The organism is Pseudoduganella umbonata (assembly GCF_014192225.1).
Classification (GTDB): domain Bacteria; phylum Pseudomonadota; class Gammaproteobacteria; order Burkholderiales; family Burkholderiaceae_D; genus Rugamonas; species Rugamonas umbonata.
The window spans coordinates 144,080-168,913 of sequence record NZ_JACHXS010000008.1; the positions used below are offsets into that span (position 1 = coordinate 144,080).

At 66.4% G+C, this 24,834-nt stretch carries 18 protein-coding genes; 13 read left to right on the forward strand and 5 right to left on the reverse strand.

All coding sequences use genetic code 11. The features are described 5' to 3' along the window. The first annotated feature begins 74 nt into the window (after positions 1-74). Both FHS02_RS20260 and FHS02_RS20265 read left to right on the forward strand, forming a co-directional pair. Complete coding sequence (locus FHS02_RS20260) at positions 75-1,193, forward strand: endo-1,4-beta-xylanase (protein WP_229422394.1); 1,119 nt, start codon at positions 75-77, stop codon at positions 1,191-1,193. Positions 1,194-1,260: 67 nt separating this feature from the next. Further along, positions 1,261-1,806 (forward strand): hypothetical protein, encoded by a 546-nt coding sequence (locus tag FHS02_RS20265; protein WP_137316609.1) that lies wholly within the window; start codon positions 1,261-1,263, stop codon positions 1,804-1,806. 118 nt (positions 1,807-1,924) lie between these two features. Here FHS02_RS20265 and FHS02_RS20270 read toward each other — a convergent pair whose 3' ends face one another. From FHS02_RS20270 to FHS02_RS20280, 3 genes are read right to left on the reverse strand one after another with little or no spacing between them, the layout of a single operon-like run. After that, positions 1,925-4,786: a glycosyl hydrolase 115 family protein gene (locus FHS02_RS20270; RefSeq protein ID WP_137316608.1), complete on the reverse strand. Its 2,862-nt coding sequence runs from the start codon at positions 4,784-4,786 to the stop codon at positions 1,925-1,927. A 3-nt stretch (positions 4,787-4,789) separates the two neighbouring features. After that, positions 4,790-6,388: a glycoside hydrolase family 43 protein gene (locus FHS02_RS20275; RefSeq protein ID WP_217496863.1), complete on the reverse strand. Its 1,599-nt coding sequence runs from the start codon at positions 6,386-6,388 to the stop codon at positions 4,790-4,792. Next, complete coding sequence (locus FHS02_RS20280) at positions 6,385-7,635, reverse strand: SGNH/GDSL hydrolase family protein (protein WP_137316607.1); 1,251 nt, start codon at positions 7,633-7,635, stop codon at positions 6,385-6,387. Before FHS02_RS20280 ends, FHS02_RS20275 begins: the two co-directional genes overlap by 4 nt. A gap of 198 nt (positions 7,636-7,833) precedes the next feature. Here FHS02_RS20280 and FHS02_RS20285 point away from each other — a divergent pair, with 198 nt between their 5' ends. From FHS02_RS20285 to FHS02_RS20325, 9 genes are all read left to right on the forward strand, one after another. Continuing rightward, positions 7,834-9,246: an enolase C-terminal domain-like protein gene (locus FHS02_RS20285; protein ID WP_137316606.1), complete on the forward strand. Its 1,413-nt coding sequence runs from the start codon at positions 7,834-7,836 to the stop codon at positions 9,244-9,246. 46 nt (positions 9,247-9,292) lie between these two features. Further along, the gene (locus FHS02_RS20290) at positions 9,293-10,510 is read left to right on the forward strand and encodes a fumarylacetoacetate hydrolase family protein (protein ID WP_137316605.1); all 1,218 of its coding nucleotides are present in this window, start codon (positions 9,293-9,295) and stop codon (positions 10,508-10,510) included. Then, positions 10,510-11,304, forward strand: coding sequence for a D-xylose 1-dehydrogenase (gene xylB, locus FHS02_RS20295; RefSeq protein WP_137317723.1), 795 nt, complete (start codon positions 10,510-10,512; stop codon positions 11,302-11,304). The genes FHS02_RS20290 and xylB overlap by 1 nt, the downstream gene beginning before the upstream one ends. Continuing rightward, entirely contained in the window at positions 11,301-12,194 is an 894-nt protein-coding gene (locus tag FHS02_RS20300; protein WP_137316604.1) for an SMP-30/gluconolactonase/LRE family protein, read from the forward strand. Before xylB ends, FHS02_RS20300 begins: the two co-directional genes overlap by 4 nt. Then, the gene (locus FHS02_RS20305) at positions 12,191-13,957 is read left to right on the forward strand and encodes an IlvD/Edd family dehydratase (RefSeq protein ID WP_137316603.1); all 1,767 of its coding nucleotides are present in this window, start codon (positions 12,191-12,193) and stop codon (positions 13,955-13,957) included. The genes FHS02_RS20300 and FHS02_RS20305 overlap by 4 nt, the downstream gene beginning before the upstream one ends. Before the next feature lie 367 nt (positions 13,958-14,324). Next, positions 14,325-15,323 (forward strand): D-xylose ABC transporter substrate-binding protein, encoded by a 999-nt coding sequence (xylF, locus tag FHS02_RS20310; RefSeq protein ID WP_137316602.1) that lies wholly within the window; start codon positions 14,325-14,327, stop codon positions 15,321-15,323. 17 nt (positions 15,324-15,340) lie between these two features. Further along, positions 15,341-16,870: a D-xylose ABC transporter ATP-binding protein gene (xylG, locus tag FHS02_RS20315; RefSeq protein WP_137316601.1), complete on the forward strand. Its 1,530-nt coding sequence runs from the start codon at positions 15,341-15,343 to the stop codon at positions 16,868-16,870. A 22-nt stretch (positions 16,871-16,892) separates the two neighbouring features. Beyond that, complete coding sequence (locus FHS02_RS20320; protein WP_137316600.1) at positions 16,893-18,035, forward strand: sugar ABC transporter permease; 1,143 nt, start codon at positions 16,893-16,895, stop codon at positions 18,033-18,035. Positions 18,036-18,118: 83 nt separating this feature from the next. Next, positions 18,119-20,512, forward strand: coding sequence for a glycoside hydrolase family 3 N-terminal domain-containing protein (locus tag FHS02_RS20325; protein WP_137316599.1), 2,394 nt, complete (start codon positions 18,119-18,121; stop codon positions 20,510-20,512). An 80-nt stretch (positions 20,513-20,592) separates the two neighbouring features. On the opposite strand, the gene FHS02_RS20330 is transcribed toward FHS02_RS20325, so the two are convergent. Both FHS02_RS20330 and FHS02_RS20335 read right to left on the reverse strand, forming a co-directional pair. Then, the gene (locus FHS02_RS20330; protein WP_229422393.1) at positions 20,593-20,904 is read right to left on the reverse strand and encodes a hypothetical protein; all 312 of its coding nucleotides are present in this window, start codon (positions 20,902-20,904) and stop codon (positions 20,593-20,595) included. Positions 20,905-20,953: 49 nt separating this feature from the next. Further along, positions 20,954-21,610: a thiol:disulfide interchange protein DsbA/DsbL gene (locus FHS02_RS20335; RefSeq protein ID WP_229422392.1), complete on the reverse strand. Its 657-nt coding sequence runs from the start codon at positions 21,608-21,610 to the stop codon at positions 20,954-20,956. A gap of 183 nt (positions 21,611-21,793) precedes the next feature. Between FHS02_RS20335 and FHS02_RS20340 the strand changes: the two genes are divergently transcribed. Then, positions 21,794-23,905, forward strand: coding sequence for a M1 family metallopeptidase (locus tag FHS02_RS20340; RefSeq protein ID WP_137316598.1), 2,112 nt, complete (start codon positions 21,794-21,796; stop codon positions 23,903-23,905). Continuing rightward, positions 23,902-24,786, forward strand: coding sequence for a hypothetical protein (locus tag FHS02_RS20345; RefSeq protein WP_137316597.1), 885 nt, complete (start codon positions 23,902-23,904; stop codon positions 24,784-24,786). The genes FHS02_RS20340 and FHS02_RS20345 overlap by 4 nt, the downstream gene beginning before the upstream one ends. The last annotated feature ends 48 nt before the right edge of the window (positions 24,787-24,834 follow it).

A 24,834-nucleotide genomic window follows, 5' to 3' on the forward strand; every position in this document is an offset into this window, starting at 1 on the left:
AGAAACGATGTTAGCGTAACCTTCAGCCACACGCCATAACTAAATCGCGGACATGATCCGCACAGGAGACGACATTGACTACTACCCGCCGCGACGTGCTGCGCCTGCTGGCCGGCACCGCCTGCGCCACCGCCCTTCCCCCACTGTTCGCCGCCGACCCGGAACCGCTGAAGGCGCTTGCCGCGGCCAGGGGCCTGCGCTTCGGTAACGCGCTTGGCTACAAATACTTCAAGGACCCGGCGCACCGCGCGCTGATGGCGCGCGAATGCGGCGTCATCGTGGCCGAGAACGAAACCAAGTGGCCGGCGCTCGAACCGCAGCGCGGCCGCCACAACTTCGGCCCGGCCGACGAGATGTTCGCCTGGGCCCGCAAGGAAGGCATGCAGGTGCGCGGCCACACGCTGGTGTGGCAGCCGGCGAAATGGCTGCCGGCCTGGGTCGCCAAGCATGACTTCGGCCAGGGCAGCGCCGAAGCGGAGCGGCTGCTGCGCGAGCACATCACCACCGTCTGCAAGCACTACGGCACCGGCATCTACAGCTGGGACGTGGTCAACGAAGCGGTCGAGCCGGAAACCGGCGAGATGCGTGTCAACGCGTTCACGCAGCGGATGGGCGCGATCGAGCAGATCGACTTCGCCTTCCGCGTGGCGCGCGAACAGGCGCCCCATGCGCAGCTGGTCTACAACGACTACATGCGCGAGGACGCCGGCAGCACGAAGCACCGGGCCGGCGTATTGAAGATGCTGGCGGAACTGAAGAAGCGCGGCACGCCGGTGCACGCGCTGGGCATCCAGAGCCACATCGGTTCGTGGGACGACGCCAAGCAGAAAACCAACCCGGAACGGGACTGGCGCGCCTTCCTCGACGAAGTCACCGGCATGGGCTACGACCTGCTGATCACCGAGTTCGACGTCAACGACCGCATGCTGCCGGCCGACTTCGCGATGCGCGACGCGGGCGTGGCGGCGCTGGCCAAGGACTACCTCGACATCACGCTGTCGTATCCGCAGCTGAAGGACTTCCTGCTGTGGGGGCTGTCCGACAACGTCAGCTGGCTGCAGACGTGGGACGAGGCGCCCCGCAAGGACAAGCTGCCGCAGCGCCCCTGCCCGTACGACGCCCAGCTGCGATCGAAGCCGCTGCGCGACGCCATCGCCGCCTCGCTGCGCGCGATGCCGAAGCGGGCAGCGTAGTGCCGGCGGCGCATGGCTGCTGGCGCCCTTCCGTACACCGATACGAACCCTGGCCGATGGATGAATCATGACGGACGTGCCGAAACTCGCCTCCGGCGTCATCGACACGGTGTCCTTTGCCGATTACTTTGCCGATACCTTCGACAAGTTCCATCTGGAGGGGTTCGACGGGCGGCGCCGGCATTCCCTGGCCGCGCGCTGCGGCTTCGATGAATCGGCAAGCCTGTTCGCCACCGTGCCGACGGTGACAAGCAACATCTACCTGACCATTTCCGACGGGGACGGCGGCACGGCCAGGAGGGTCCTGGCCACGCTGGAGGATATCGAAGCCGGGGGAAGCGTCGAGCCGGGAAATGTCGTGCTGTTCGACGATCCCGCTCTTGACGCGGTGGGCTACTGTGGCGTCCTGGTCGCCTTGCCGGGTATCTTCAATGCGCTCGGACACGTGCCCTGGACCATGACCGTGCAGGACGTGGAATATCGGCTGCTGGCCGTGCTGTTCCTGTCGCACGAGGAGCACCTGGTCTGGCGCGAACGGGGGCACGATGCGCTGATGGAGCACTTCCAGGCGACCAACCGCGACCTCATCCATTTCGGCGTCCGGGCGGACTGAGACGGGGCCTGAGAAGGGCTTGAGAAGGGGACTGAGAAGGGGACTGAGGCAAGGCCGGCGATACGCCGGCCTTGTGGTATCTGCGGGCAGCAACTTGCGTGGCCGGCCCGCTTGCCGATCACTTCACCCGCGGGCTCTCCGGCGGCCCCAGGTAACTGGCCTTCATCCCGCCCGCATCCACCACCACCTTCTGCAGCACCACGGCCGGATCGAGCGCCCAGATCTTCAGCACGTGCGCGCCCGGCTTGCCGGGTGCATGCCGCGTGGTGAAGACGGCGGCACCGTCGCCAACGATCTTTTCCCAGAATTTTTCGGACGCATCGGCATGCAGGTTGACGACCTGCGGCGCTTCGTCGTCGAACGCGATCGCATAGCGCAAGCCCTGCCCCGGCTGGAATTTCAGGGTCGGCGCCACGGTGACGTGGACCTTCACGTTGCCGCTGCTGAACAGGTGCATGTCGTATTCGAGGCGCATGCCGTCGGCCGGTGCCAGCGCCGGCGCATCGACCGGCAGCGTGGTCATGCCCGACAGCGTGCGGCCATGGTCCGGCACGTTGAGCCACTCGCGGCCCGGCGCGGCCACGGCGCGGGAATAGTGCTCGGCTTCGATCGAGACCACGCCCTGGGTTTCGACGAAGCCCACGACGGTACCACCCGCGGCGGGCTTGTGAATCGGCACCTCGATCCTTGCTTCGCCGTTCGGGCCGGTGACGAACAGCGTGGCACGCGTCGTGCCCGCCGGCACCTGCTCCCAGCGCGCATCGACGGCGATGCGCTGCACCTTGTCCACCGTGCCGGCAGGCTTGTCGAGCACGATCCACGGTTCGCTGGCACGCACCGAGTAGCGGAACGGCGTGCCGCCCCGGTTGAACAGTTCCACCGCGCGCGCCTTGCGCTCGAACGCGTTGAGCGCCGGCAGCTTCAGCCCCTGCGCATCCGGCCAGGCGCCTTCGCTGCCTTCGACGGCGATGCCCAGCGCGCCGGCCTTCGGCACCTGCACTTCGCTGACGGCCGGCATCACGTTGACGGGTGGCTGCTGCCAGTACGTGTAGCCCAGGTGGGTCTGCGCCATCATGTGGTTCCACTTGCCGCCGTTGACCGCGTGATAGCGGCGCGTCAGCGCGGCATCGTCGCGGAACAGCGCGCGGGCGCGTTCGGCCATGTCGTTCGCCGCCGCCCTGCCCTGTTTCGCGTACAGCCGGTTCAGGCCCGCTGTCGCATACAGCTCATTGACGATGGCGCCCGCCTTCACCGGATGCAGCACCAGCTGGTAGAACGCGTCGCGGCGCTCCTTCGGCAGGCTGGCCGAGATCTTCTCGGCACGCGCCTCGAGTTCGCGGTACTCGGCCACGATACGGGCCGATTCGCCATAGTTCACCAGGCTGTAGGTATCCGGCTCCAGCATCTCCGGCCGGCGGCGGCCGTTGTACTTGGCGTACTTCGCCACGATGTCGGCGATGTCCGCCGCATCGCGTGCGCCGAATTCGCGCGCCGCCCACAGCCGCAGGTATTCCTGCAGGCGGTCGGCCGGCCACGCGGCCGGGTTCCATGCATACGACAGGAAGAACTCCATCGGCACTTCCATCGGCTTCAGGTCGCCCACGTTGACGATCCACATGCGCGTCGCCTCGTGCTTCCATGCCAGGTGCATCTGCTCCCACACCTTCGGCAGCGGCGTCACGTTCAGCCACTTGTAGTTGCGCGGCCCGCCCACGTAATCGAAGTGGTAATACACGCCGGCGCCGCCGGCGCGCTTGCGCTCCTGCGCGGTCGGCAGGCGGCGGATGTTGCCCCAGTTGTCGTCGCACCACAGCAGCAGCACGTCGTCCGGCACGCGCATGCCCTGCTCGTAGTAATCCTGCACTTCCTTGTACAGCGCCCACGCCTGCGGCACCTTCGCCATGTCCGGGTCCAGTTCCTCGCCGATCATCTTGCGCTGGTCCGCCACGATCTTCTCGAGCAGCGCGACATTCGCATCCTGCGACATCGGCTCGTCGCCATCGCCGCGCATGCCGAGCGTGACGACCTTCTCGTAGTCGCGCGTCTTCTTCAGGCCGTCGCGCCAGAAGTCCTTCAGCACGCTTTCATTGCGGCTGTAGTCCCATGGCCCCTTGCCGTAGCGCGACCATTCCTTGTGGGCGCGCATCATCGGCTCGTGGTGCGACGTGCCCATCACGATGCCGTATTCGTCGGCCAGCCGGCCGTTTTCCGGATCGTCGTCGAAGAAGGCGGCGTCCCACATCGCCGGCCACAGGTAGTTGCCGCGCAGGCGCAGGATCAGCTCGAACACGCCCTTGTAGAACTTGCTGTTGTAGCCGCCGAAGCGCTCCTTGGCCCAGCCGGTCAGCGCCGGCGCCTCGTCGTTCAGGAAGATGCCGCGGTACTGCACCACCGGCGCATCCGCGACCATGGTGCCGGCCTGCGCGTACAGCGCCTTGCGCTGTACCGGCGGCACGTCGGCCCACCAGTACCACGGCGATACGCCGATCTGCTCGGAGACTTCGTAGATGCCGTAGATGGTGCCGCGCTTGTCGCTGCCGGCGATCACCAGCGCGCGCTGCACGCCGGGCATCGGGTTGCGCACGGTGCGCACGAGGTAGCCTTCCCACTTGCCGCGGATGGGCGCCACGTCGAGCATGCCGGACCTGGCCAGCCCGTCGATCAGCGCGCTCTTGCCGACGGTGCCGACAATGACCGCGTCGATGCCGATCGGTGCCGCGCCGGCGCGCAGCTGGTGCAGTACCGGCTTGACGCCGCCGACGCGGGCAACGTCGGCCTGCAGGTCGCCGGCCGCGCGCCGCACGCCGGCGTGGTCGCCGGCATCGATGAAGATCGGTGCCGCGCGCCCCTTGGCCAGCAGTTGTACGGCATCGGCGTCGGCATTATCGCGCTCGAACGCGATGAACGGCTTCTGGCCCAGCGCATGGGCGGCCCCGGACAGCTGGAGCAGCAGCGCCAGCAGGATGAAACGTAACAACATCGATCAGTCTCCCAGCGGTTCGTAGTCGAACCAGTCCACATCGGCCGGCGCACCGGTCGCCACCACGCCGGCAAACACGCCGGTAAAGCCGCCCGCGTCCTCCGACGACAGCGCCGCGGTCGGCGCGCTGCCCAGCACCACGGGCTTGCCGCCATCCTGCAGGTAGCTGAACTCGTAGCGGTCGGGCCATGCGCGGACCTGCAGGTCCACCGCTCCCGCGCGCAACGCGGAGGAAGCTGCCACCGTGGTTTGTCCCTTCACGCGCGTGACGAGTTCGATGCGGCGCGCGGCCTTGCTGCCGGCGATGCGCAGCTGGTAGTTGTTGGCTTCGTTCTGGCGCAGCGCGAGGCCCGCATACTGGCCGGGGCCGTCGGGTTCGAATTCGATGCGCGCGGCGATGCGGGCATCCAGGTGCTGCTGGCGGCGCGCCACGAAGGCCGGCGTGGCCACGTCTTCCAGCGTGGCCTTGTTGCCGTTCAGGCGCAGGAAGCCGGGCCGCGCCGCCAGCGAATACAGGCCGGTGGACGGGCCGCGCACGAAGGTCCAGTGCAGGTCCAGCTTCGGACGGTCGAACTGCGTGCGCACCGGCTCCTTCGGCAGCGGCGCCAGCGGCGGCAGCCCGGCCGCGCCCATCTCCAGCGCCAGCGGCTTGCCGCCGTTCACGACGGGCCAGCCATCCTGCCACGTCACCGGCGCCAGCAGCGTTTCGCGGCCCAGGTGATGCCGCTTCTTGCCATCCTGCTCCTGCGGCCGCACGCCGAGCAGCACCATCCACCACTTGCCTTCCGCCGTCTGCACCAGGTCGCCGTGGCCGGTGGCCTGCAGCGGCGATTGCGGGTGATCGCGGTGCGACAGGATCGGGTTGCCCTTGTGCGCCTCGAACGGTCCGAACGGCGACTTCGCGCGCGCCACCGTGATCATGTGGTCATACGAGGTGCCGCCTTCGGCGACCATCAGGTAATACCAGCCGTTCACCTTGTACAGGTGCGGGCCTTCCGGCCACACGCCGCCGGTGCCGTTCCAGATCCGCTTCGGTTCGTCCAGCAGCCTGCCGGTCGCGACATCGATGCGGGACTGGACGATGCCGCCCTTCTCGCCGCCATCGTGCCGCGTGTAGTACACGGTGCCGTCGTCGTCGAAGAACAGCGACGGATCGATCCACGGCGTCTTCTCCTTCAGCCACACCGGTTCCGACCACTCGCCGGCCGGATCCTTCGTGTGGACGATGAAATTGCCGCCGGTTTCGACGTTGGTGGTGATCATGTAGAACGTGTCGCCCACGCAGCGCAAGGTCGGCGCATAGATGCCGCGCGAGGCGCGCTGGCCCTTCAGCGGCAGCTGCGATTCGCGCGTCAGCGCATGGCCGATCAGCTTCCAGTTGACCAGGTCGCGGCTGTGGAAGATCGGCACGCCGGGGAAGTACTCGAAAGTACTGTTGGCCAGGTAGTAATCCTTGCCGACGCGGCAGATGCTGGGGTCCGGATGGAAGCCCTTGATGACGGGGTTGCGGTAGGTCGCGGTCGAGTTTGCAACGGCCGGCGTATCGGCGGCCTGCGCCGCCGTCGCCATCAGCAGTGCGGCACCAAACAGGACAGCCTTCATTTCGCGCCTCCGCAGCGGGTCTGCAGCGCCTTCAGCGGCACCGCTTCGGCCATCGCGCGCAGGCCGGCGATCGACGGATGCAGGCCGTCGTTGTCGTACTCCTTGCGCAGCTTGTCCGGCTGCTGCGGATCGCGCAGCGCCGCGTCGAAGTCGGCCACCGCGTCGAACACGCCGGACTTGCGGATCCAGTCGTTCAGCTGCTGGCGGTCCGCCTCGTTGGTGGCGGCTGGCCGGTAGTAGTCGCTGCCCGCATACGGCGTGACGGTGCCGCCGATCACGCAGATGCCATGCGCGTGGGCGCGCTCGACGAGCTGGCGGTGCGCCTGCTGCAGGTCCTCGATCAGCTTGGCCCGTGCCGTCGGGATGTCTTCGCCGTTGCGGTGCTGTCCGCCCAGGTCGTTCACGCCGATCATCACCACCGCGTGGGTTACGCCGGCACGGGTAATCACGTCGCGGTCGAAGCGCGACGCCAGGTTCGGTCCGAGGCCATCGCGCAGCATGCGCCCGCCGCCGATGCCCACGTTGACGACGCCCATCGCCTTGCCGCCGGCGGCGATGCGGCCGGCCAGCACGTCCGGCCAGCGGTCGTTGCCATCCGTCGTGGTGCCGTAGCCATCGGTGATCGAATCGCCGACGGCGGCCACGGCGCCCACGTCGCGCGGCGCCTGCACTTCCACATCCGCCAGCATGTACCAGCGCGGGATCTTCTCGGCGCCGCTCCATGCCGCGTCCAGCGTGCGCTGGCCCTTCGCCACGAAGCTGGTCGCGCGCGAGCCCGGGTGACCGGTCTGCTTCGACGGCGCGCCATTGAAGTACAGCGACACGGCGATGTCGGCGCCGGCCTTGTGCGGCAGCGCGACCACGTCGCTGTAGTATTCGGCGCCGGCCGGGATCATGACGGAAGGACGGCCGCCGAAGGTCAGCGCCCTGGCCGATTGCGGATCGATATCCGGATTGCCGGGCGCCCTGGCCAGGCCGATGCCGGCCGCCTCCACCGTCAGCGGCGTGGTGCCGAACGCATTGCTGATGCGCACGCGCACCTTCTCGCCGCCCAGCGCCACGTGCACGATCTGGCGCAGCGTGGCGTCGCGCCAGTGCTCCTGCGGCAGTTCGTTCTGCGCTTCGGGCACCATCTGGGCCGAACCCCACGAGGCAACCCAGTGCCATTTTTTCGAGGAATCGGCGGCCGTGGCGGCAGCGGCCAGCAGCAGGCCGGCCGCTAGCGCGGCCATATGCGTTTTTTGCATGTTGTCTCCGTTCTTATCGTGCCTGGAAGCGGAATTCCGGCACTTTGTCTGCATCGATCGAGTCGCAGTCCGCGCCGCATGTTGTAGCGCTATCTTCACCCTCCGCTTTGCCGATCTTTACACCGCGGATATGTTGACTTGCCATCCCAAATGCCGCACACTGCAAAATGTTAGCGCTATTCATTTTAGGTTAAGCCGATGGTACAGGCAACATATAATAACGAGACGAATGTGGGGACAAAAACGCCTGTCATCACCGCGATGCGGGTGATTCCAGTGGCCGGCCATGACAGCATGCTGTTCAACCTGTGCGGCGCGCATGGCCCGTATTTCCTGCGCACGCTCGTGTTGCTGACCGATAGCGCGGGGAACACCGGAATGGGCGAAGTACCGGGCGGCGCCGGCATCACGCAGGCGCTGGAAAATTCGGTTCCACGCGTGGTCGGCACGCAGATCGGCCGCTTCAACCGTACCCTGAACGCGGTTCGCGAAGGCATCGCCGGAAAAGCCAGCGGCCCGCAGACGCTGCAGCACCAGGTCACTTCGGCGGCCGAAGCGGCCGTGCTGAAACAGCCCCATGAAATCAACCTGCGCCTCGAGAACGTCGTCACGGCGATCGAGGCCGCGCTGCTCGACTTGCTGGGCCAGCACCTGGGCGTGCCCGTCTGCGAACTGCTCGGCAGCGGCCAGCAGCGCGACCGGGTACCGATGCTTGCCTACCTGTTCTACATCGGCGACCGCACGCGCACCGACCTGCCCTACCTTGAAGGCACGGGCAAAAAAGACGACTGGTACACGATGCGCCACCAGGAAGCCGTCACGGTGCAGGCCATCGTCGAACAGGCCGAAGCCACGGTGGCCCGCTACGGCTTCCGCGACTTCAAGCTGAAGGGCGGCGTGATGCGCGGCGAGGATGAAATCGCCGCCGTCACCGCCATCAAGAAGCGCTTCCCCGATGCGCGCGTGACGCTCGATCCGAACGGTGCCTGGTCGCTCGACGAAGCGATCCGCCTGTGCCGCAACCAGGGCCACGTGCTGGCCTATGCGGAAGACCCGTGCGGACCGGAGAACGGTTACTCGGGCCGCGAAGTCATGGCCGAGTTCAAGCGCGCCACCGGCCTGCCGACCGCCACCAACATGATCGCCACCGACTGGCGCCAGATGGCGCATTCGCACCTGTTGGGCGCCGTCGACATCCCGCTGGCCGACCCGCACTTCTGGACCATGCAGGGTTCGGTGCGCCTCGCCCAGCTGTGCCAGGAATGGGGCATGACGTGGGGCTCCCATTCGAACAACCACTTCGACGTGTCGCTGGCGATGTTCACGCACGCGGCCGCCGCCGCGCCGGGCCGCATCACGGCGATCGACACGCACTGGATCTGGCAGGAAGGGCAAGAGCGCCTGACCCGCGAACCGCTGCAGATCGTCGGTGGCGAAGTCGCCGTACCCGATCGCCCCGGCCTGGGCATCGAACCGGACCTGGACCGCATCGCCGCCGCCCACGAGCTGTACAAGAAAGTCGGTACCGGCGCGCGCGACGATGCGATGGCCATGCAATATTTGATCCCCGGATGGACCTACTCGCCCAGGCTGCCCAGTCTTGGCCGCTGAAGCGCGCCAGGTTTTTCATCCATAACCAGAACAAGAGGAGACTCACATGAAGGAAGCGCCAGCCTTGTCTTTGTTGCCTGCCGATCTGCCGCAGGCGTTGCTCGTGGGCCGTGTATGGCGGAGCGGTGACATCGACGGCCCCGCCGTCGTGGCCGTCCGCAACGGCGAAGTGTTCGACATCACACGGCACGCGGCCACCGTTGCCGACCTGCTGGAACGCGACGACGTCGTCGCCATCGTGCGCTCGGCACCGGGCGAGTCGCTCGGCCGCGTCGAAAAGCTGATCGAGAACGCGCTGTCGGCCAACCCGGCGGCGGACGTGCCGCGCCTGCTGGCACCGAACGACCTGCAGGCCATCAAGGCCTGCGGCGTGACGTTCGCCGTCAGCCTGCTGGAACGCGTGATCGAGGAACAGGCCAACGGCGACCCGGCCCGCGCCGAACAGCTGCGCGGCGAACTGCTGGCATCGATCGGTGCCGATCTGTCCAGCATCAAGCCCGGTTCGCCGCAAGCCGAACAGCTGAAGCAGGAGTTCATCAGCCGCGGCGCCTGGTCGCAGTACATGGAAGTGGGCATCGGCCCGTATGCGGAAGTGTTCTCGAAGTCGCAGCCGATGTCGGCGGTGGGCTTCGGCGCCGACGTGGGCCTGCATCCGGAATCGAAGTGGAACAACCCGGAACCGGAAATCGTGCTGGCCGTGACGAGCCAGGGCAAGCCGGTCGGCGCCACGCTGGGCAACGACGTCAATCTGCGCGACATCGAAGGCCGCAGCGCGCTGCTGCTCGGCAAGGCCAAGGACAATAACGGCTCCACCGCGATTGGCCCGTTCATCCGCCTGTTCGACGACAAGTACTCGCTCGATACCGTGCGCAACGCCGAAGTGCGCCTGACCATCGAAGGCGCGGACGACGAGTTCGTGCTCGACGGCGTGAGCCTGATGAAGCAGATCAGCCGCGACCCGCTCGACCTGATCGGCCAGACCTGCGGCGCGCACCACCAGTACCCGGACGGCTTCATGCTGTTCCTCGGTACCATGTTCTCCCCCATCAAGGACCGCGACGCCAAGGGCGGCGGGTTCACGCACCACAAGGGCGACCGCGTCACCATCGCGAGCCCGGCGCTGGGGGCCCTGATCAACCACGTCCACCGCAGCGACGAAATCGCGCCATGGACGTTCGGCGTTCGCGCCCTGTACAACAACCTGGCACGCCGCGGCTTGCTGGGCAATGTAACTAAAGCAACTCAAGCAACTGGAGAAAAATGATGGCTGGCGAAACAAGGCAACCATTCGAATATGCCACCTATCCCGACCTGACGAACAAGCGTGTCGTCGTCACCGGCGGCGGCACCGGCATCGGCGCGGGAATCGTCGATGCGTACGTCAAGCAAGGCTCGCAGGTGGTGTTCCTGGACATCGCCGACGAACCGTCGCAGCAGCTGGCCGCCAGCTACCCGGATGCCGCGCACCAGCCGCGCTACATCCACTGCGACATGACGAACATTGAAGAGCTGAAGAAAACGTTTGCAGAGATCGAGCGCGACGGCGCCGTCGACATCCTGATCAACAACGCTGCCAACGACCACCGCCACGCCGTGGCCGACGTCACGCCGCAGTATTGGGACGACAGCCTGGCCGTCAACCTGCGCCACCAGTTCTTCTGCGCGCAGGCCGTGGCGCCGGGCATGAAGGCCAAGGGCGGCGGCGTGATCCTGAACTTCGGTTCGATCTCCTGGTACCTGGCGCTGCCCCAGCTGACCCTGTACATGACCGCCAAGGCGGCCATCGAAGGCCTGACGCGCGGCCTGGCCCGCGACCTGGGCAACGACGGCATCCGTGTCAACACGGTCATCCCCGGTTCGGTGAAAACCCCGAAGCAGATGGCGCTGTGGTACACGCCGGAAGGCGAAGCGCAGATCATGGCCTCGCAGCTGCTGAAGGAGCGCATCGAGCCGGAAGACGTGGCGGCGCTGACGCTGTTCCTGTCGTCGAACCAGGCATCGCGCTGCACCGGCCGCGATTACTTCGTCGACGCCGGCTGGTACGGAGACGGCAAATGACGTCCGTGGCCAAAGCGGCGCCAGAGTGCATCTGGCCGCTGGAAGCCACGCTGGGTGAAGGCCCGATCTGGCATCCGGTCGAGCAGATGCTGTACTTCGTCGACATCAAGCAGCACAAGCTGCACCGCTGCGATGCGCACGGCGAGAACCGCCAGACCTGGGACATGCCGGGCGAGACCGGCTTTGCCCTCCCTGCTGAACGCGGTGGCTTCATCTGCGGCCTGGCGGGCAAGCTGGTGCACTTCGATCCGGCGACGGGTGAATTCACCCCGGTCACCGAGTTCGAAGCGGACCGCCCGGGCAACCGCCTGAACGACGGCCACGTGGCGCATGACGGCGCCGTGTGGTTCGGTTCGATGGACAATGCCGAAGCGTCGGCCAGCGGCGCCCTGTACCGCTACGACGGTGAACTCCGCAGTGGGCTCACCAGGCACGACGACGGCATCATCATCACCAACGGCCCGGCATTTTCGCCGGACCGCAAGACCTTCTACCACACCGACACCTTCGGCAAGACCGTCTACGCATTCGACGTGACCGCCGAAGGCACGCTGGCCAACAAGCGCGTGTTCGCCACCATCGACGAACCGGGCTGGCCCGATGGCAGCGCCGTCGATGCCGCCGGCAACGTGTGGGTGGCCGTATTCCGCGGCGCCCGCGTGCTGTGCTACTCGCCCGCCGGCGAACTGCTGGACACCATCGCCTTCCCCGTGCCGAACATCACGAAGATCGCCTTCGGCGGCCCGGACCTGAAAACCGCTTTTGCCACGACCGCCACGAAAGGCCTCACGCCCGACGAACGTGCCGCCGCCCCGCTCGCGGGCGGCGTGTTCGCGTTCCCCGTCGACGTGCCGGGCCTGCCGCAGCACATGATTGGATTCGACAAATGACCCGCCGTTACCGTTCCCAGGACTGGTTCGACAACCCGGACCACATCGACATGACCGCGCTGTACCTCGAGCGCTTCATGAATTACGGGATCACTCCCGACGAGCTGCGCAGCGGCAAGCCGATCATCGGCATCGCCCAGTCGGGCAGCGACATCAGCCCGTGCAACCGCATCCACCTCGACCTGGCCAAGCGCGTGCGCGACGGCATCCGCGATGCGGGCGGCATTCCGATGGAATTCCCGCTGCACCCGATCTTCGAGAACTGCCGCCGCCCCACCGCCGCGATCGACCGCAACCTGGCCTATATGGGCCTGGTGGAAATCCTGCACGGCTACCCGATCGATGCCGTGGTGCTGACCACCGGCTGCGACAAGACCACGCCGGCGCAGCTGATGGCGGCCGCCACGGTCGACATCCCGGCGATCGTGCTGTCCGGCGGCCCGATGCTCGACGGCTGGCTCGACGGTGAGCTGGTCGGCTCCGGCGCGGCGATCTGGAAAGGCCGCCGCCGCCTGGCTGCCGGCGAGATCGACAACGAGAAGTTCCTGGAAATCGCCGCCGCTTCCGCGCCGTCCGCCGGCCATTGCAACACGATGGGCACCGCCTCGACGATGAACGCCATCGCCGAGGCGCTGGGCATGTCGCTGACCGGCTGCTCGGCGATCCCGGCACCGTACCGCGAACGGGGCCAGATGGCCTACGAGACGGGCCGCCGCATCGTTGCGCTGGCCGAGCAGGACATCCGCCCGACGGCGATCCTGACGCGCGAAGCGTTCCTCGATGCGATCGTCACCAACGCGGCCATCGGCGGTTCCACCAATGCGCAGCAGCACATCATGGCGATGGCGCGCCACGCCGGCGTGGAAATCCACACGGAAGACTGGATGAAGTACGGCCACGACGTGCCGCTGCTGCTGAACATGCAGCCGTCCGGCAAATACCTGGGCGAGCGCTTCCACCGCGCCGGCGGCGTGCCGGCCGTGATGTGGGAACTGGAACAGAACGGCCTGCTGCGTTCCGACCGCCTCACCGTCACGGGCAAGACCATGAAGGAAAACCTGGTCAACCGCGAAACCAACGACCGCGAGATGATCTGGCCGTTCGCCGCGCCGCTGAAGGAAAAGGCCGGCTTCTTCGTCCTGTCGGGCAACCTGTTCGATTTCGCGATCATGAAGACTTCCGTGATCTCCGACGAGTTCCGCGCCCGCTACCTGAGCCATCCCGGCAACGAAGGCGTGTTCGAAGCCCGCGCCATCGTGTTCGACGGTTCGGACGACTACCACAAGCGCATCAACGATCCGTCGCTGAACATCGACGAGGACTGCATCCTCGTGATCCGCGGCGCCGGCCCGATCGGCTGGCCCGGTTCGGCCGAAGTCGTCAACATGCAGCCGCCCGACGCGCTGATCAAGCGCGGCGTGAAGAACCTGCCGACCCTGGGCGACGGCCGCCAGTCCGGTACGTCGGACAGCCCGTCGATCCTGAACGCCTCGCCGGAATCGGCGGTGGGCGGCGGCCTGGCCTGGATCCGCACCGGCGACACCGTGCGCATCGACCTGAACAACGGCACCGCCAACATGCTGGTCGACGACGCCGAGATCGAACGGCGCAAGGGCGACGGCATCCCCGCGTTCCCGGCCAGCCAGACGCCGTGGCAGCAGATCTACCGCTCCACCGTCGGGCAGATGCAATCGGGCGCCTGCATGGAGCTGGCGCTGGAGTACAAGAACGTGGCGGGTGTGCTGCCGAGGCATAACCACTGATTCTTGCGCCGGAAAGGAACCCGGCGCGGGAAGTCGCAGATAGCGCTGGAGCTACAGGGGTCTGTCCCCGGTAAGTGTTGGCTCCAGGCCTTGCTGTTGGCGGTATGAGGGGACTGACCCCGGTTTTTTGCCGGCATCTTGATGCATCCGGCAAAAACCGGGGTCAGTCCCCTGACGGCGCCAACGGCAAAAGCACATGGCAACACTTACCGGGGACAGACCCCTGCTGATCTACCGCCGTCTGCACCATCGAACAATTACTAGCAACATCAAGCATCAAACAGGAACCGCACCACCCAGTACACGCGCATCACTCATCCAAAGATAACAACAACAGGCCACCGGCCACCCATCTTAGGAGACACACATGAAGTTGAAGATCGCCATCGCGAGCGTCCTGCTCGCCCTTACCTCCACCGCCGCCCTGGCGGATGCGAAAAATCCGAAAATCGGTTTCTGCATCGACGACCTGCGCCTCGAGCGCTGGACGCGCGATCGCGATTACTTCGTCAAGGAAGCCGAGCGCCTCGGCGCCAAGGTCTACGTGCAGTCGGCCGATGCCAGCGAACAGCGGCAGATCTCGCAGATCGAGAACCTGATCTCGCGCGGCGTCGACGTGCTGGTCATCGTGCCCTACAACGCCACGGTGCTGAACAACGCGATCCGCGAGGCCAAGAAGGCCAAGATCAAGGTGGTGTCGTACGACCGCCTGATCCTGAACTCCGACGTGGATGCGTACATCTCGTTCGACAACCAGAAGGTGGGCGAACTGCAGGCGGAAGCCATCAAGGCCATCAAGCCGAAGGGCAACTACTACCTGCTGGGTGGCGCGCCAACCGACAACAACGCCAAGATGCTGCGCGAGGGCCAGCTGAAAGTGCTGCAGCCGCTGATCGACAAGGGCGACATCAAGGTGGTCGGCAAGCAGTGGGTCAAGGACTGGAGCGCTTCCGAGGCGATGGCCATCGTCGAGAATGCGCTGACCGCGAACAACAACAAGATCGACGCCATCGTCGCCTCGAACGATGCCACGGCCGGCGGCGCGATCCAGGCGCTGACGTCGCAGAAGCTGCAGGGCAAGGTGCCCGTGTCCGGCCAGGACGCCGACCTCGCCGCGGTGAAGCGCGTGATCGCCGGCACGCAGGCCATGACGGTCTACAAGCCATTGAAGCTGATCGCCACCGAAGCGGCGAAGCTGTCGGTGCAGCTGGTGCGCAACGAGAAACCGGCGTTCAATTCGCAATACAACAACGGTTCGAAGCAGGTCCCTACCATGCTGCTGAAACCGATCCCGCTGACCAAGGCCAATGTGCAGGTACTGGCCGACGACGGCTTTTACTCGAAGGCCCAGCTGACCGCCAACTGAGACCGCAAATACAGCGCATGAGCGATTACCTCCTCGAGATGCGCGGCATCGTCAAGCAGTTCGACGGTGTGCGCGCACTGAATGGCATCGACATCAAGGTGAAGGCCGGCGAATGCGTCGGCCTGTGCGGAGAAAATGGCGCCGGTAAATCCACGCTGATGAAGGTGCTGTCCGGGGTCTACCCGCACGGCACCTACGACGGCGAGATCCACTGGGACGGCGCGCCATTGAAAGCCACCTCGATCCGTGAAACGGAAGCCGCCGGCATCGTCATCATCCACCAGGAACTGATGCTCGTGCCGGAACTGTCGGTGACGGAAAATATCTTCCTCGGCAACGAGATCACCCTGCCCGGCGGGCGCCTCGACTACGGCACCATGAACCGCCGCGCCAACGAACTGCTGGCCGAGCTGAACATCCGCGACGTGAACGTGGTGCTGCCCGTGAAGCAGTACGGCGGCGGCCACCAGCAGCTGATCGAGATCGCCAAGGCCCTGAACAAGAATGCCCGGCTGCTGATCCTGGACGAGCCGTCGTCGTCGCTGACGACGTCGGAGATCCGCATCCTGCTCGACATCATCCACCAGTTGAAGGCCAAGGGCGTCACCTGCATCTACATCTCGCACAAGCTCGACGAGATCGCGGCGATCTGCGACACCATCGTGACGATCCGCGACGGCCAGCATATCGCCACCACGCCGATGCGGGAGATGAGCGTGGAAAAGATCATCGCGCAGATGGTCGGCCGCGAGATGAACCAGCTGTATCCGGAACGGCGGCACACGCCGGGCGACGTGATCTTCGAGGCCAAGCATGTGACGTGCTGGGACCCGGACAATCCGCAAAGGAAACGCGTGGACGATGTGTCGTTCGCGCTGCGCCGTGGCGAGATCCTCGGCATCGCGGGACTGGTCGGCGCCGGCCGCACCGAGCTGGTATCGGCCATCTTCGGTTCGTACGAAGGCCAGTACCAGGCCGAGGTCTGGTACGACGGCAAGCGCTGGGATACCGGTTCGCCGCTGAAATCGATCCGTTCTGGACTGGCGATGGTGCCGGAAGACCGCAAGCACCATGGCATCGTGCCGGACCTGTCGGTTGGCCAGAATATGACGATGGCGGTGCTGCAGCAGTTTTCGCATGGCACCCGCATCGACCAGGACGGCGAGCTGAAAGTGATCCGCGAAGAGATCGGCCGGCTGAAGCTGAAGACGGCCAGCCCGTTCCTGCCGATCACCGGCCTTTCCGGCGGCAACCAGCAGAAAGCCGTGCTGTCGAAACTGCTGCTGACGAAACCGAAGATCCTGATCCTCGACGAACCCACGCGCGGCGTCGACGTGGGCGCCAAGTTCGAGATCTACCAGCTGATGCTGAACCTGGCCAGCGAGGGCATCTCGATCGTCATGGTGTCGTCCGAACTGCAGGAAGTGCTGGGCGTTTCCGACCGCGTGCTGGTGATCGGCGAAGGCCAGCTGCGCGGCGACTTCGTCAACGACAACCTGACGCAGGAAACCCTGCTCGCCGCCGCCCTGGCGCAACCGCTCCACTGACGGGCTCTATCGAAAAACACTCATGAAAAGCAATCAATTCAAAAAGCTGTTCACGCAGTACAAGATGCTGGCCCTGCTGGTCGCGATCGTGCTGATCTGGGGCTTCTTCACGTGGATGACGGAAGGCGGCTTCCTCACGCCGCGCAATATGTCGAACCTGATGCGGCAGATGGCGGTGACGGGCATCCTGGCCTGCGGCATGTCCCTGGTGATCATCGCCGGCGAGATCGACCTGTCGGTCGGTTCGCTGCTTGGCCTGCTGGGCGGCGTCGCGGCCGTTCTGGACGTCACGCACGGCATGGGCCTGCCCGCCAACATGATCGCCGTGCTGGCGGTCGGCCTGTTCATCGGCCTGTTCAACGGTTACCTGACGGCCTACCTGCACATCCCGTCGTTCATCGTCGGCCTGGGCGGCATGCTGGCCTACCGAGGCATCCTGCTCGGCGTGACCGATGGCGTGACGATCGCGCCCGTGTCCGAGGAATTCGTCTACATCGGCCAGGGCTACCTGCCGCCGCAATGGGGCATCGTGCTGGGCGTGACGCTGTTCGTGATCGCCATCGCGCTGACCTTCCGCCAGCGCAAGAGCCGCGCGCACCACGGCCTGGAACAGGCGCCGGCCTGGCGCGACGGCCTGCGGCTGGGCATCATCGCCGCCGTGCTGTTCGGCTTCGTGACCACGCTGAACAGCTACGAAGGCATTCCGCTGCCAGTGCTGCTGCTGCTCGCGCTGCTGGGCGTGTTCACCTACATGACGACGCAGACCGTGTTCGGCCGCCGCATCTACGCGGTGGGCTCGAACATGGAAGCGACACGCCTTTCCGGCATCAACGTCAAGGCCGTCAAGCTGTGGATCTTCGGGATCATGGGCCTGATGTGCGCCCTGGCCGGCCTGATCAATACGGCACGCCTGGCGGCCGGTGCGCCGTCGGCCGGCACGTCCGCCGAACTCGATGCGATCGCCGCCTGCTTCATTGGCGGCACATCGATGCGCGGCGGTTCCGGCACCGTCTACGGCGCGCTGATCGGCGCGCTGGTGATGGCCAGCCTGGACAACGGCATGTCGATGCTGGACGTGGACACGTACTGGCAGATGATCGTCAAGGGCAGCATCCTGACGCTGGCCGTGTGGGTCGACGTGGCGACGCGGACCGGCAAGCGCTGACCGCCGAATGGATGAGCTTGTGTCACCGTGCCTGGCACCGGGACACGGACTCAGCCAGCAAATCAACAAGAACGAGGAGATACATGCAACACGAATCGAACAACGGCCGCCGGCGCTTCCTGGCAACCATGGCGGCAGCCGGCGCGGCCCCCACCCTGTCGATCGCCGCGACGGCCCGCCCGCTCTACAAGGACCCGGCGGCGCCGGTGCCGAAGCGCGTCGAGGACCTGCTGAAGCGGATGACGCTGGAAGAGAAGATCGCGCAGATGGATTGCGTGTGGAACGAAAAAGGCAAGATCGAGGACAACGGCGCCTTCTCGGCCGCCAAGGCGGCGAAGGTGTACCCGCACGGCATCGGCATGCTGGCCCGGCCCTCCGACCGCCAGGGCAAATCCGAAGCGGGTGGCGCGGTAGCCGCCGGCGACGATGGCGCGCGGCCGAACCGCGGCGCGCAGGACACCGCCAACTACGTCAACGCGGCGCAGAAATGGGCGCTCGAGCAGACCCGCCTGGGCATCCCCCTGTTCATGCACGAGGAAGCGCTGCACGGCTACGCGGCGCGCGATGCCACGTCGTTCCCGCAGGCGATCGGCCTGGCCTCGTCGTTCGATACGGACCTGGTGACGCGGGTGTTCTCGGTGGCCGCGCGTGAAATGCGCGCACGGGGCGCGAACTTCGCGCTGGCACCGGTGGTGGACGTGGCGCGCGAGCCGCGCTGGGGCCGCATCGAGGAAACCTATGGCGAGGATCCGCACCTGTGCGCGGAAATCGGCAAGGCGGCCGTGATCGGCTTTTCCGGCACGACGCGGCAGCTGGCGAAGGACAAGGTACTGACCACGCTGAAGCACATGACGGGCCACGGCCAGCCGGAATCGGGCACCAACATTGGCCCGGCCGAAGTCTCCGAGCGCACGCTGCGCGAAGACTTCTTCCCGCCGTTCGAGCGGCTCGTGAAGGAGACCACGGTGGCGGCGATCATGCCGTCGTATAACGAGATCGGCGGCGTGCCGTCGCATGCCAACCGGTGGATGCTGAACGACGTGGCCCGCAAGGAGTGGGGTTTCAAGGGCGTGATGGTGTCCGACTACATGGGCATCAGGGAACTGGTCACGCGCCACCACATGGCCGCCACGCCGAAGGAAGCCGGCTACTACGCCGTCAAGGCCGGCGTGGATATCGAAACGCCGGACGGCCACGGCTACCGCCACCTGGCCGAACTGGTGAAGGAAGGCCGCGTCTCCGAAAAGGAAATCGACGCGATGGTGCGCCGCATCCTGGAGCTGAAATTCCTGGCCGGCCTGTTCGAGAACCCGTATGCCGACGCGGCCAGTGCCGAAGCACAGACGGCGACGGCGGCCGACGTGGCGCTGGCGCGCGAAGCCGCAGGCCGCTCGGTGGTGCTGCTGAAGAACGACAAGGGCGTGCTGCCGCTGCAGGCCGCCAAGACCGGCAAGCTGCTGCTGCTCGGCACGCACGCGAAGGACACGCCGATCGGCGGCTATTCCGATATCCCGCGCAAGGTCGTGTCGATCCACGACGCGCTCGCCGCCGAGGCGAAAGCGCAAGGCTTCGGCTTCGACTACCGCGAAGGCGTGCGCATCACCGAGGAGCGCATCTGGGGCAAGGACGAGATCCGCTTCACCGCGCCCGACGTCAATGCGCGGCTGATCGCCGAGGCGGTGGCGGCGGCGAAGACGGCCGACACGATCGTCATGGTCCTGGGCGACAACGAGATGACCAGCCGCGAAGCGTGGGCCGACAAGCACCTGGGCGACCGCGCCACGCTGGACCTGATGGGCCAGCAGAACGACCTGGCGAAAGCCATCTTCGACCTGGGCAAGCCCACCGTCGTGTTCCTGCTGAACGGCCGGCCGATGTCGGTCAACCTGCTTGCCGAGCGGGCCGATGCCATCGTCGAAGGCTGGTACCTGGGCCAGGAGACGGGCAACGCCGCTGCCGACGTGCTGTTCGGCCGCGTCAACCCGGGCGGCAAGCTGCCCGTGTCGATCGCGCGCAACGTGGGCCAGTTGCCGATCTTCTACAACCACAAGCCGTCGGCGCGGCGCGGCTACATCGACGGCAGCACGAAACCGCTGTATCCGTTCGGCTTCGGGCTGTCGTATACGACGTTCGACATCTCCGCGCCGCGCCTGAAGAAGGCGACGATCCGGCCGAACGAAGGCACGCAGGTCGAGGTGGATGTGACCAATACCGGCAAGGTGGCCGGCGATGAGGTGGTGCAGGTCTACATCCGCGACGATATCTCGTCCGTGACGCGGCCCGTGCTGGAACTGAAGGCGTTCCGGCGCGTCACCCTGCAGCCGGGCGAGAAGCGCACGGTGGTGTTCGACATCAAGCCTGCCGACCTGGCGCTGTACAACATCGACATGAAGCGGGTGGTCGAGCCGGGTAGCTTCACGATTCATGCGGGGCCGGATAGTGTGCGGCTGAAGTCGGTGAAGCTGATGGTGGGCTGACGAAGCGTTCATGATGAGTTGAGATCATCTGACGAAAAAAAGCCTGCAATCGCAGGCTTTTTTATTGGTTGTGCTCCGGCTTACTTCTCCGGCGTCAGATGCCTTATCCCATAGCCGAGATGCTGCCACCAGTGCTCGCGCGACCGCACGGTCAGCAGGCAAGTCTTGTCGACTTCCTCCTTGAACACACGATCCTGGCACTGCTTGGTCATCAGCGCGTGGCGCTGGTTCTCGGCATTGACGAGCGCCGCCGCCAGCCAGCAGGCCAGGATCGCCAGCAGCACCACCAGGCTCCATGCCAGGTGATTGACGTTGCTGACGCTGAAGAGCCGCTTTTCATCCGGCTCCAGCGCGTCGAACGCTTCCATGATGCTTTTTTCGCGATCGGTCATGACACTACCCCTGCCTTGTGAATTTACTGCTGACACTACCAAAAAAACCTTACTTCTTCTCGGCCGCCGCCTTGGCCACCAGCTGGTCCAGCACGGCCATCGTCTGGCGGCCGGCCTGGGTTTCCGACATGCCGGTACCGCCGGCGATCGACGGCGACGTCATGTAGCGGCCATCGACGACCAGCGTGGGCGCCGAGCTGACCTGGTATTTCGAGATCGTGCTGGCCAGGGATTTCATCTTAGTCTGCACGCTGAAGGAATTAAAGAGCTGTTCGTAGCGTGCCTTGTCGACGCCGTTCTTGACGAGGAATTCCTTCATCTGCTCGTCGCTGCGATAGATGCGCTGGCGCTCGCCGTGGATGGCACGCAGGATCTTGCTGTGCACGAGCTCGGTCTGGCCCATCGCTTCCAGCGTCACGTAGGCATGCGCCAGCGGGTCGGTGGGGCCCTGCGCGAAGTGCAGCCGCTTGAACACGATGCGGTCGCCCTGCTTCTTGACCCATTCTTCCAGCAGCGGATCGAGCGAATAGCAGTGCGGGCACGTATACATGAAGAACTCGATGACCTCGACCTTCTTGCCCGGCGCAGTCGCGGCAACGGGCGTGCTCAGGGTCGTGTAGCCTGGGCCCGCGGCCGTGGCGGAAAACGTGGCGGAGAACGCCAGCGTGGCGGTGGCGGCAAGCATGAGGCGGCGCATTGGACGCATGATCTTCCTTCTCGGTTGGGTCGCATGGTAAGTCAAACGCCGGGAGATTACCATTTTTTGCGCCAACGTAAGTAACGTAGTGCTGCATTAAGCCTCTCCTAAGCGGCGGCCGACGGACAAATGCGTTGCCGGACCGGCATGGGCCTCGCTATAGTGACACATCGTCATTGTCCAAGGAGCAGCATGCGCGCCCTGCCCTGCCTCGTTGCCGCCACCGCGGCAGCCGCCGTCCTGCTGATCCCGCCGGCGCCGCTGGCCCAGGGGCATCGACCCGCTGCCACGCAGGAAATCCCGTTCGCGCCACCGCATGCCTCGGCCGTTGCGACGCCCAGCAGCCCGAACGCCTGGGGCGGTATCCGCACCGGCACCGAGGCCACGCTGTCTGAGCGGGTGGCGAACTATCGCATCGAAGCAACGCTCGACCCCGTCCGGCACACGGTCGCCGGCCGCCAGCAGCTCAGCTGGCGCAACCGCAGCGACCGCACCGTGAACAGTGTCTACCTGCACCTGTACCTGAACGCGTTCCGCAACGGCGACAGCACGTTCAACACCGAGCTGCGCGCCCAGGGCCTGGCCGACGGCATGGGCGAAGGCGAATGGGGCTACACCGACCTGCGCCACGTGCGCCAGGGCGGCGCCGACGTGCGCTGGACCTTCGTGCAGCCGGATGGCGGGCCGGCCACCGACCGCACCGTGGTACGCCTCGACCTGCCCGCCGGCGTGCCGCCCGGCGCCAGCACCACGCTCGACATCGGCTTCTTCGACCAGTTGCCGCGCGTGACCGCGCGCACCGGGCACTTCGGCACGTTCCACTTGGTAGCGCAATGGTTCCCGAAGATCGGCGTGCTGGAGCTGCCGGGCGAACGGGGTGCCACGACCGTGCGGTGGAACGTGCACGAGTACCACACCGATTCCGAGTACTACGCCGACTTCGGCCACTACGACGTGAAGCTGACGGTCCCGCAGGGCTACACGGTGGGCGCCACCGGCGCCCTGCAGGGCAAGCCGGTGGCGAACGGCGGCCTGGTCACCCATCATTACGTGCAGGGCGACGTGCACGATTTCGCCTGGACGGCGGACAGCCGCACCGCGCCCCCGCTGCGCGCCACGTGGACCGGGGCGGATGGCCGGAATGTCGACATCACCGTGCTGTATCCGCCCGATTACGCGTCGAACGCGGCGCCGGTGCTGGAGGTGACGAAGAAATCGCTGGCGTATTTCGCCGGCAAGCTGGGCCCCTACCCCTACGACACGCTGACCGTCGTGATCCCTCCCTACAATGCCGCGCACGCGGGCAGCATGGAGTACCCGACATTCTTCACCACCGACAGCGTGCACGACCCGGCGCCCGGCACGCGCGACCTGTACGACCTCGATTTCGTCACCGTGCATGAATTCGCGCACCAGTACCTGCAAGGCATCCTCGCCAGCAACGAGTTCGAGGAACCCATGCTGGACGAAGGCCTGAACGAATACTGGAACGCGCGCATGCTGGGCCAGCGGCCCGCGTCGCTGCCGGTGCTGGCCTCACTGCTGTACGGCGGCGGCGCGTTCGCCTTCGGCGGCTTCCCGGGCGAGCGCTTCGATTCGCCGCGCGAGGAACCGGCCGATCCGCTGGGCGCCAATGCTTACGACCGGCTCGAAGGCGTCGGGCCGGTGTATTCGCGCACGGCCGTGATGCTGCACGACCTGCAGGCGCAACTGGGCACGGAGACGATTGACCGTGCCTTCCGCGAATACTACCGGCGCTGGCGGTTCCGGCACCCAAGCGTGGCGGACCTGCGCGAGACCATCGCCGAGGTCAGCGGCCAGCGCGCGCTGGTGGAATCCGTGTTCGCGCAACAGGTCTACGGCGTGCAGAAAGTGGATGACCGCATCGCCTCGCTGGACAGCGAGGAAGTGACGCCGCAACCCGGCTACGTGGTCCGGCAAGGAAAGAACGTGGAGCTGACGGCGGAAACGGCCGCCGCAGCGGGTGGCACGTTGCCGTTCAAGACCACGGTCGTGGTGCGCCGCCGCGGTGCGGCCGTGCCGCAGACGCTGGTGGTCACCTTTGCCGACGGCAGCAAGGAAACCGTGCAATGGAACGGGGCCGAACCGTGGCGGCGCTACGCGTGGGTAAAGCCGGTGCGCGCCGTATCGGCGCAACTGGACCCTGAGCGCCGCCACCTGCTCGACACGAACAAGCTGGACGACACGCGCACGTTGGCGCCCGACGACGGCGCCACGCGCCGCTGGACGCTGGACTTCGCCGCCGCCGTGCAGGCGCTGCTCGCGCTGGTGGTGGCGATATGACGCGCCCGCCGCTGGATCGCCTGCTGGCCGCCTGCCGCGCCGCGCTGCAATGGCGCCTGCTGCTGCTGTGGCTTGCCTGCCTGCTGCTGCCGGCCGTGCTGGCATCGCTGCCCGTGTGGCTGCTGCTGTCGCCCGAGCTCGATCACTCGGTCCACGCGCCGGCGCTGGCCCGTGCGCTCGACATGGTGGCGATCACGGACCTGGGCACCGTCCTGGACCGCGAGCGCGATGCGCTGACGGCGGCCGGGGCCGGAGCATTGCTCGTCACGCTGCTGCTGTCGCCATGGCTGACCGGCGCCGCCATCACGGCCGCGCGTTCGCCGCAGGCGCCGCGCCTGCGCGAACTGCTGGCTGGCGCCGGCGATCAATATCCGCGCATGTTCCGGATGCTGGCCTGGGCCGTGGTGCCGCTGGGCGCGGCGGCGATGCTGGGCGGCGAACTGGCCGACGCCGCGCGCCATCATGCCGACCGGGCGTTCACCTACGCCGACACGCAGCCATGGCAGGTCGCCGCGGCCACGGCGGCCGTGCTGCTGGTACTGCTGGCGAACCTGACGCTCGATGCCGGCCGGGCCATGCTGGCGGCCGACCGCCGGCGCACCGGCGCCGTCCGCGCCTGGTGCGACGGCGTGGCGCTGCTGTGCCGGCGGCCCGGCGGCGCGCTGCTGGCGTGGGCGGTGCCGACCGTTGGCGGCCTCGCACTGGCGGCAATGGTCGGGTGGACCCGCATGCACGTTCCCGCCATCGGCGTTGCCGGCACGCTGGGCGCGCTGCTGCTGGCGCAACTGCTCGTGCTGGTGCTGGCCTGGATGCGGATGGCGCGGCTGTTCGCGCTGATACGGCTGGCGCAGGACCAGGCCGGACCGTCCCACCTGCATTGAGGTGTGGTCTTGACGCGCTGCGAACAATTCGAACGTCAGTATCGATTT

Bases quoted from the DNA above. Each gene is read 5' to 3' on its own strand.
- FHS02_RS20265 (WP_137316609.1), top strand. From the start codon at position 1,261: ATGACGGACGTGCCGAAACTCGCCTCCGGCGTCATCGACACGGTGTCC.
- FHS02_RS20270 (WP_137316608.1), bottom strand. From the start codon at position 4,786: ATGTTGTTACGTTTCATCCTGCTGGCGCTGCTGCTCCAGCTGTCCGGG.
- FHS02_RS20275 (WP_217496863.1), bottom strand. From the start codon at position 6,388: ATGAAGGCTGTCCTGTTTGGTGCCGCACTGCTGATGGCGACGGCGGCG.
- FHS02_RS20280 (WP_137316607.1), bottom strand. From the start codon at position 7,635: ATGCAAAAAACGCATATGGCCGCGCTAGCGGCCGGCCTGCTGCTGGCC.
- FHS02_RS20285 (WP_137316606.1), top strand. From the start codon at position 7,834: ATGGTACAGGCAACATATAATAACGAGACGAATGTGGGGACAAAAACG.
- FHS02_RS20290 (WP_137316605.1), top strand. From the start codon at position 9,293: ATGAAGGAAGCGCCAGCCTTGTCTTTGTTGCCTGCCGATCTGCCGCAG.
- xylB (WP_137317723.1), top strand. From the start codon at position 10,510: ATGGCTGGCGAAACAAGGCAACCATTCGAATATGCCACCTATCCCGAC.
- FHS02_RS20300 (WP_137316604.1), top strand. From the start codon at position 11,301: ATGACGTCCGTGGCCAAAGCGGCGCCAGAGTGCATCTGGCCGCTGGAA.
- FHS02_RS20305 (WP_137316603.1), top strand. From the start codon at position 12,191: ATGACCCGCCGTTACCGTTCCCAGGACTGGTTCGACAACCCGGACCAC.
- xylF (WP_137316602.1), top strand. From the start codon at position 14,325: ATGAAGTTGAAGATCGCCATCGCGAGCGTCCTGCTCGCCCTTACCTCC.
- xylG (WP_137316601.1), top strand. From the start codon at position 15,341: ATGAGCGATTACCTCCTCGAGATGCGCGGCATCGTCAAGCAGTTCGAC.
- FHS02_RS20320 (WP_137316600.1), top strand. From the start codon at position 16,893: ATGAAAAGCAATCAATTCAAAAAGCTGTTCACGCAGTACAAGATGCTG.
- FHS02_RS20325 (WP_137316599.1), top strand. From the start codon at position 18,119: ATGCAACACGAATCGAACAACGGCCGCCGGCGCTTCCTGGCAACCATG.
- FHS02_RS20330 (WP_229422393.1), bottom strand. From the start codon at position 20,904: ATGACCGATCGCGAAAAAAGCATCATGGAAGCGTTCGACGCGCTGGAG.
- FHS02_RS20335 (WP_229422392.1), bottom strand. From the start codon at position 21,610: ATGCGTCCAATGCGCCGCCTCATGCTTGCCGCCACCGCCACGCTGGCG.
- FHS02_RS20340 (WP_137316598.1), top strand. From the start codon at position 21,794: ATGCGCGCCCTGCCCTGCCTCGTTGCCGCCACCGCGGCAGCCGCCGTC.
- FHS02_RS20345 (WP_137316597.1), top strand. From the start codon at position 23,902: ATGACGCGCCCGCCGCTGGATCGCCTGCTGGCCGCCTGCCGCGCCGCG.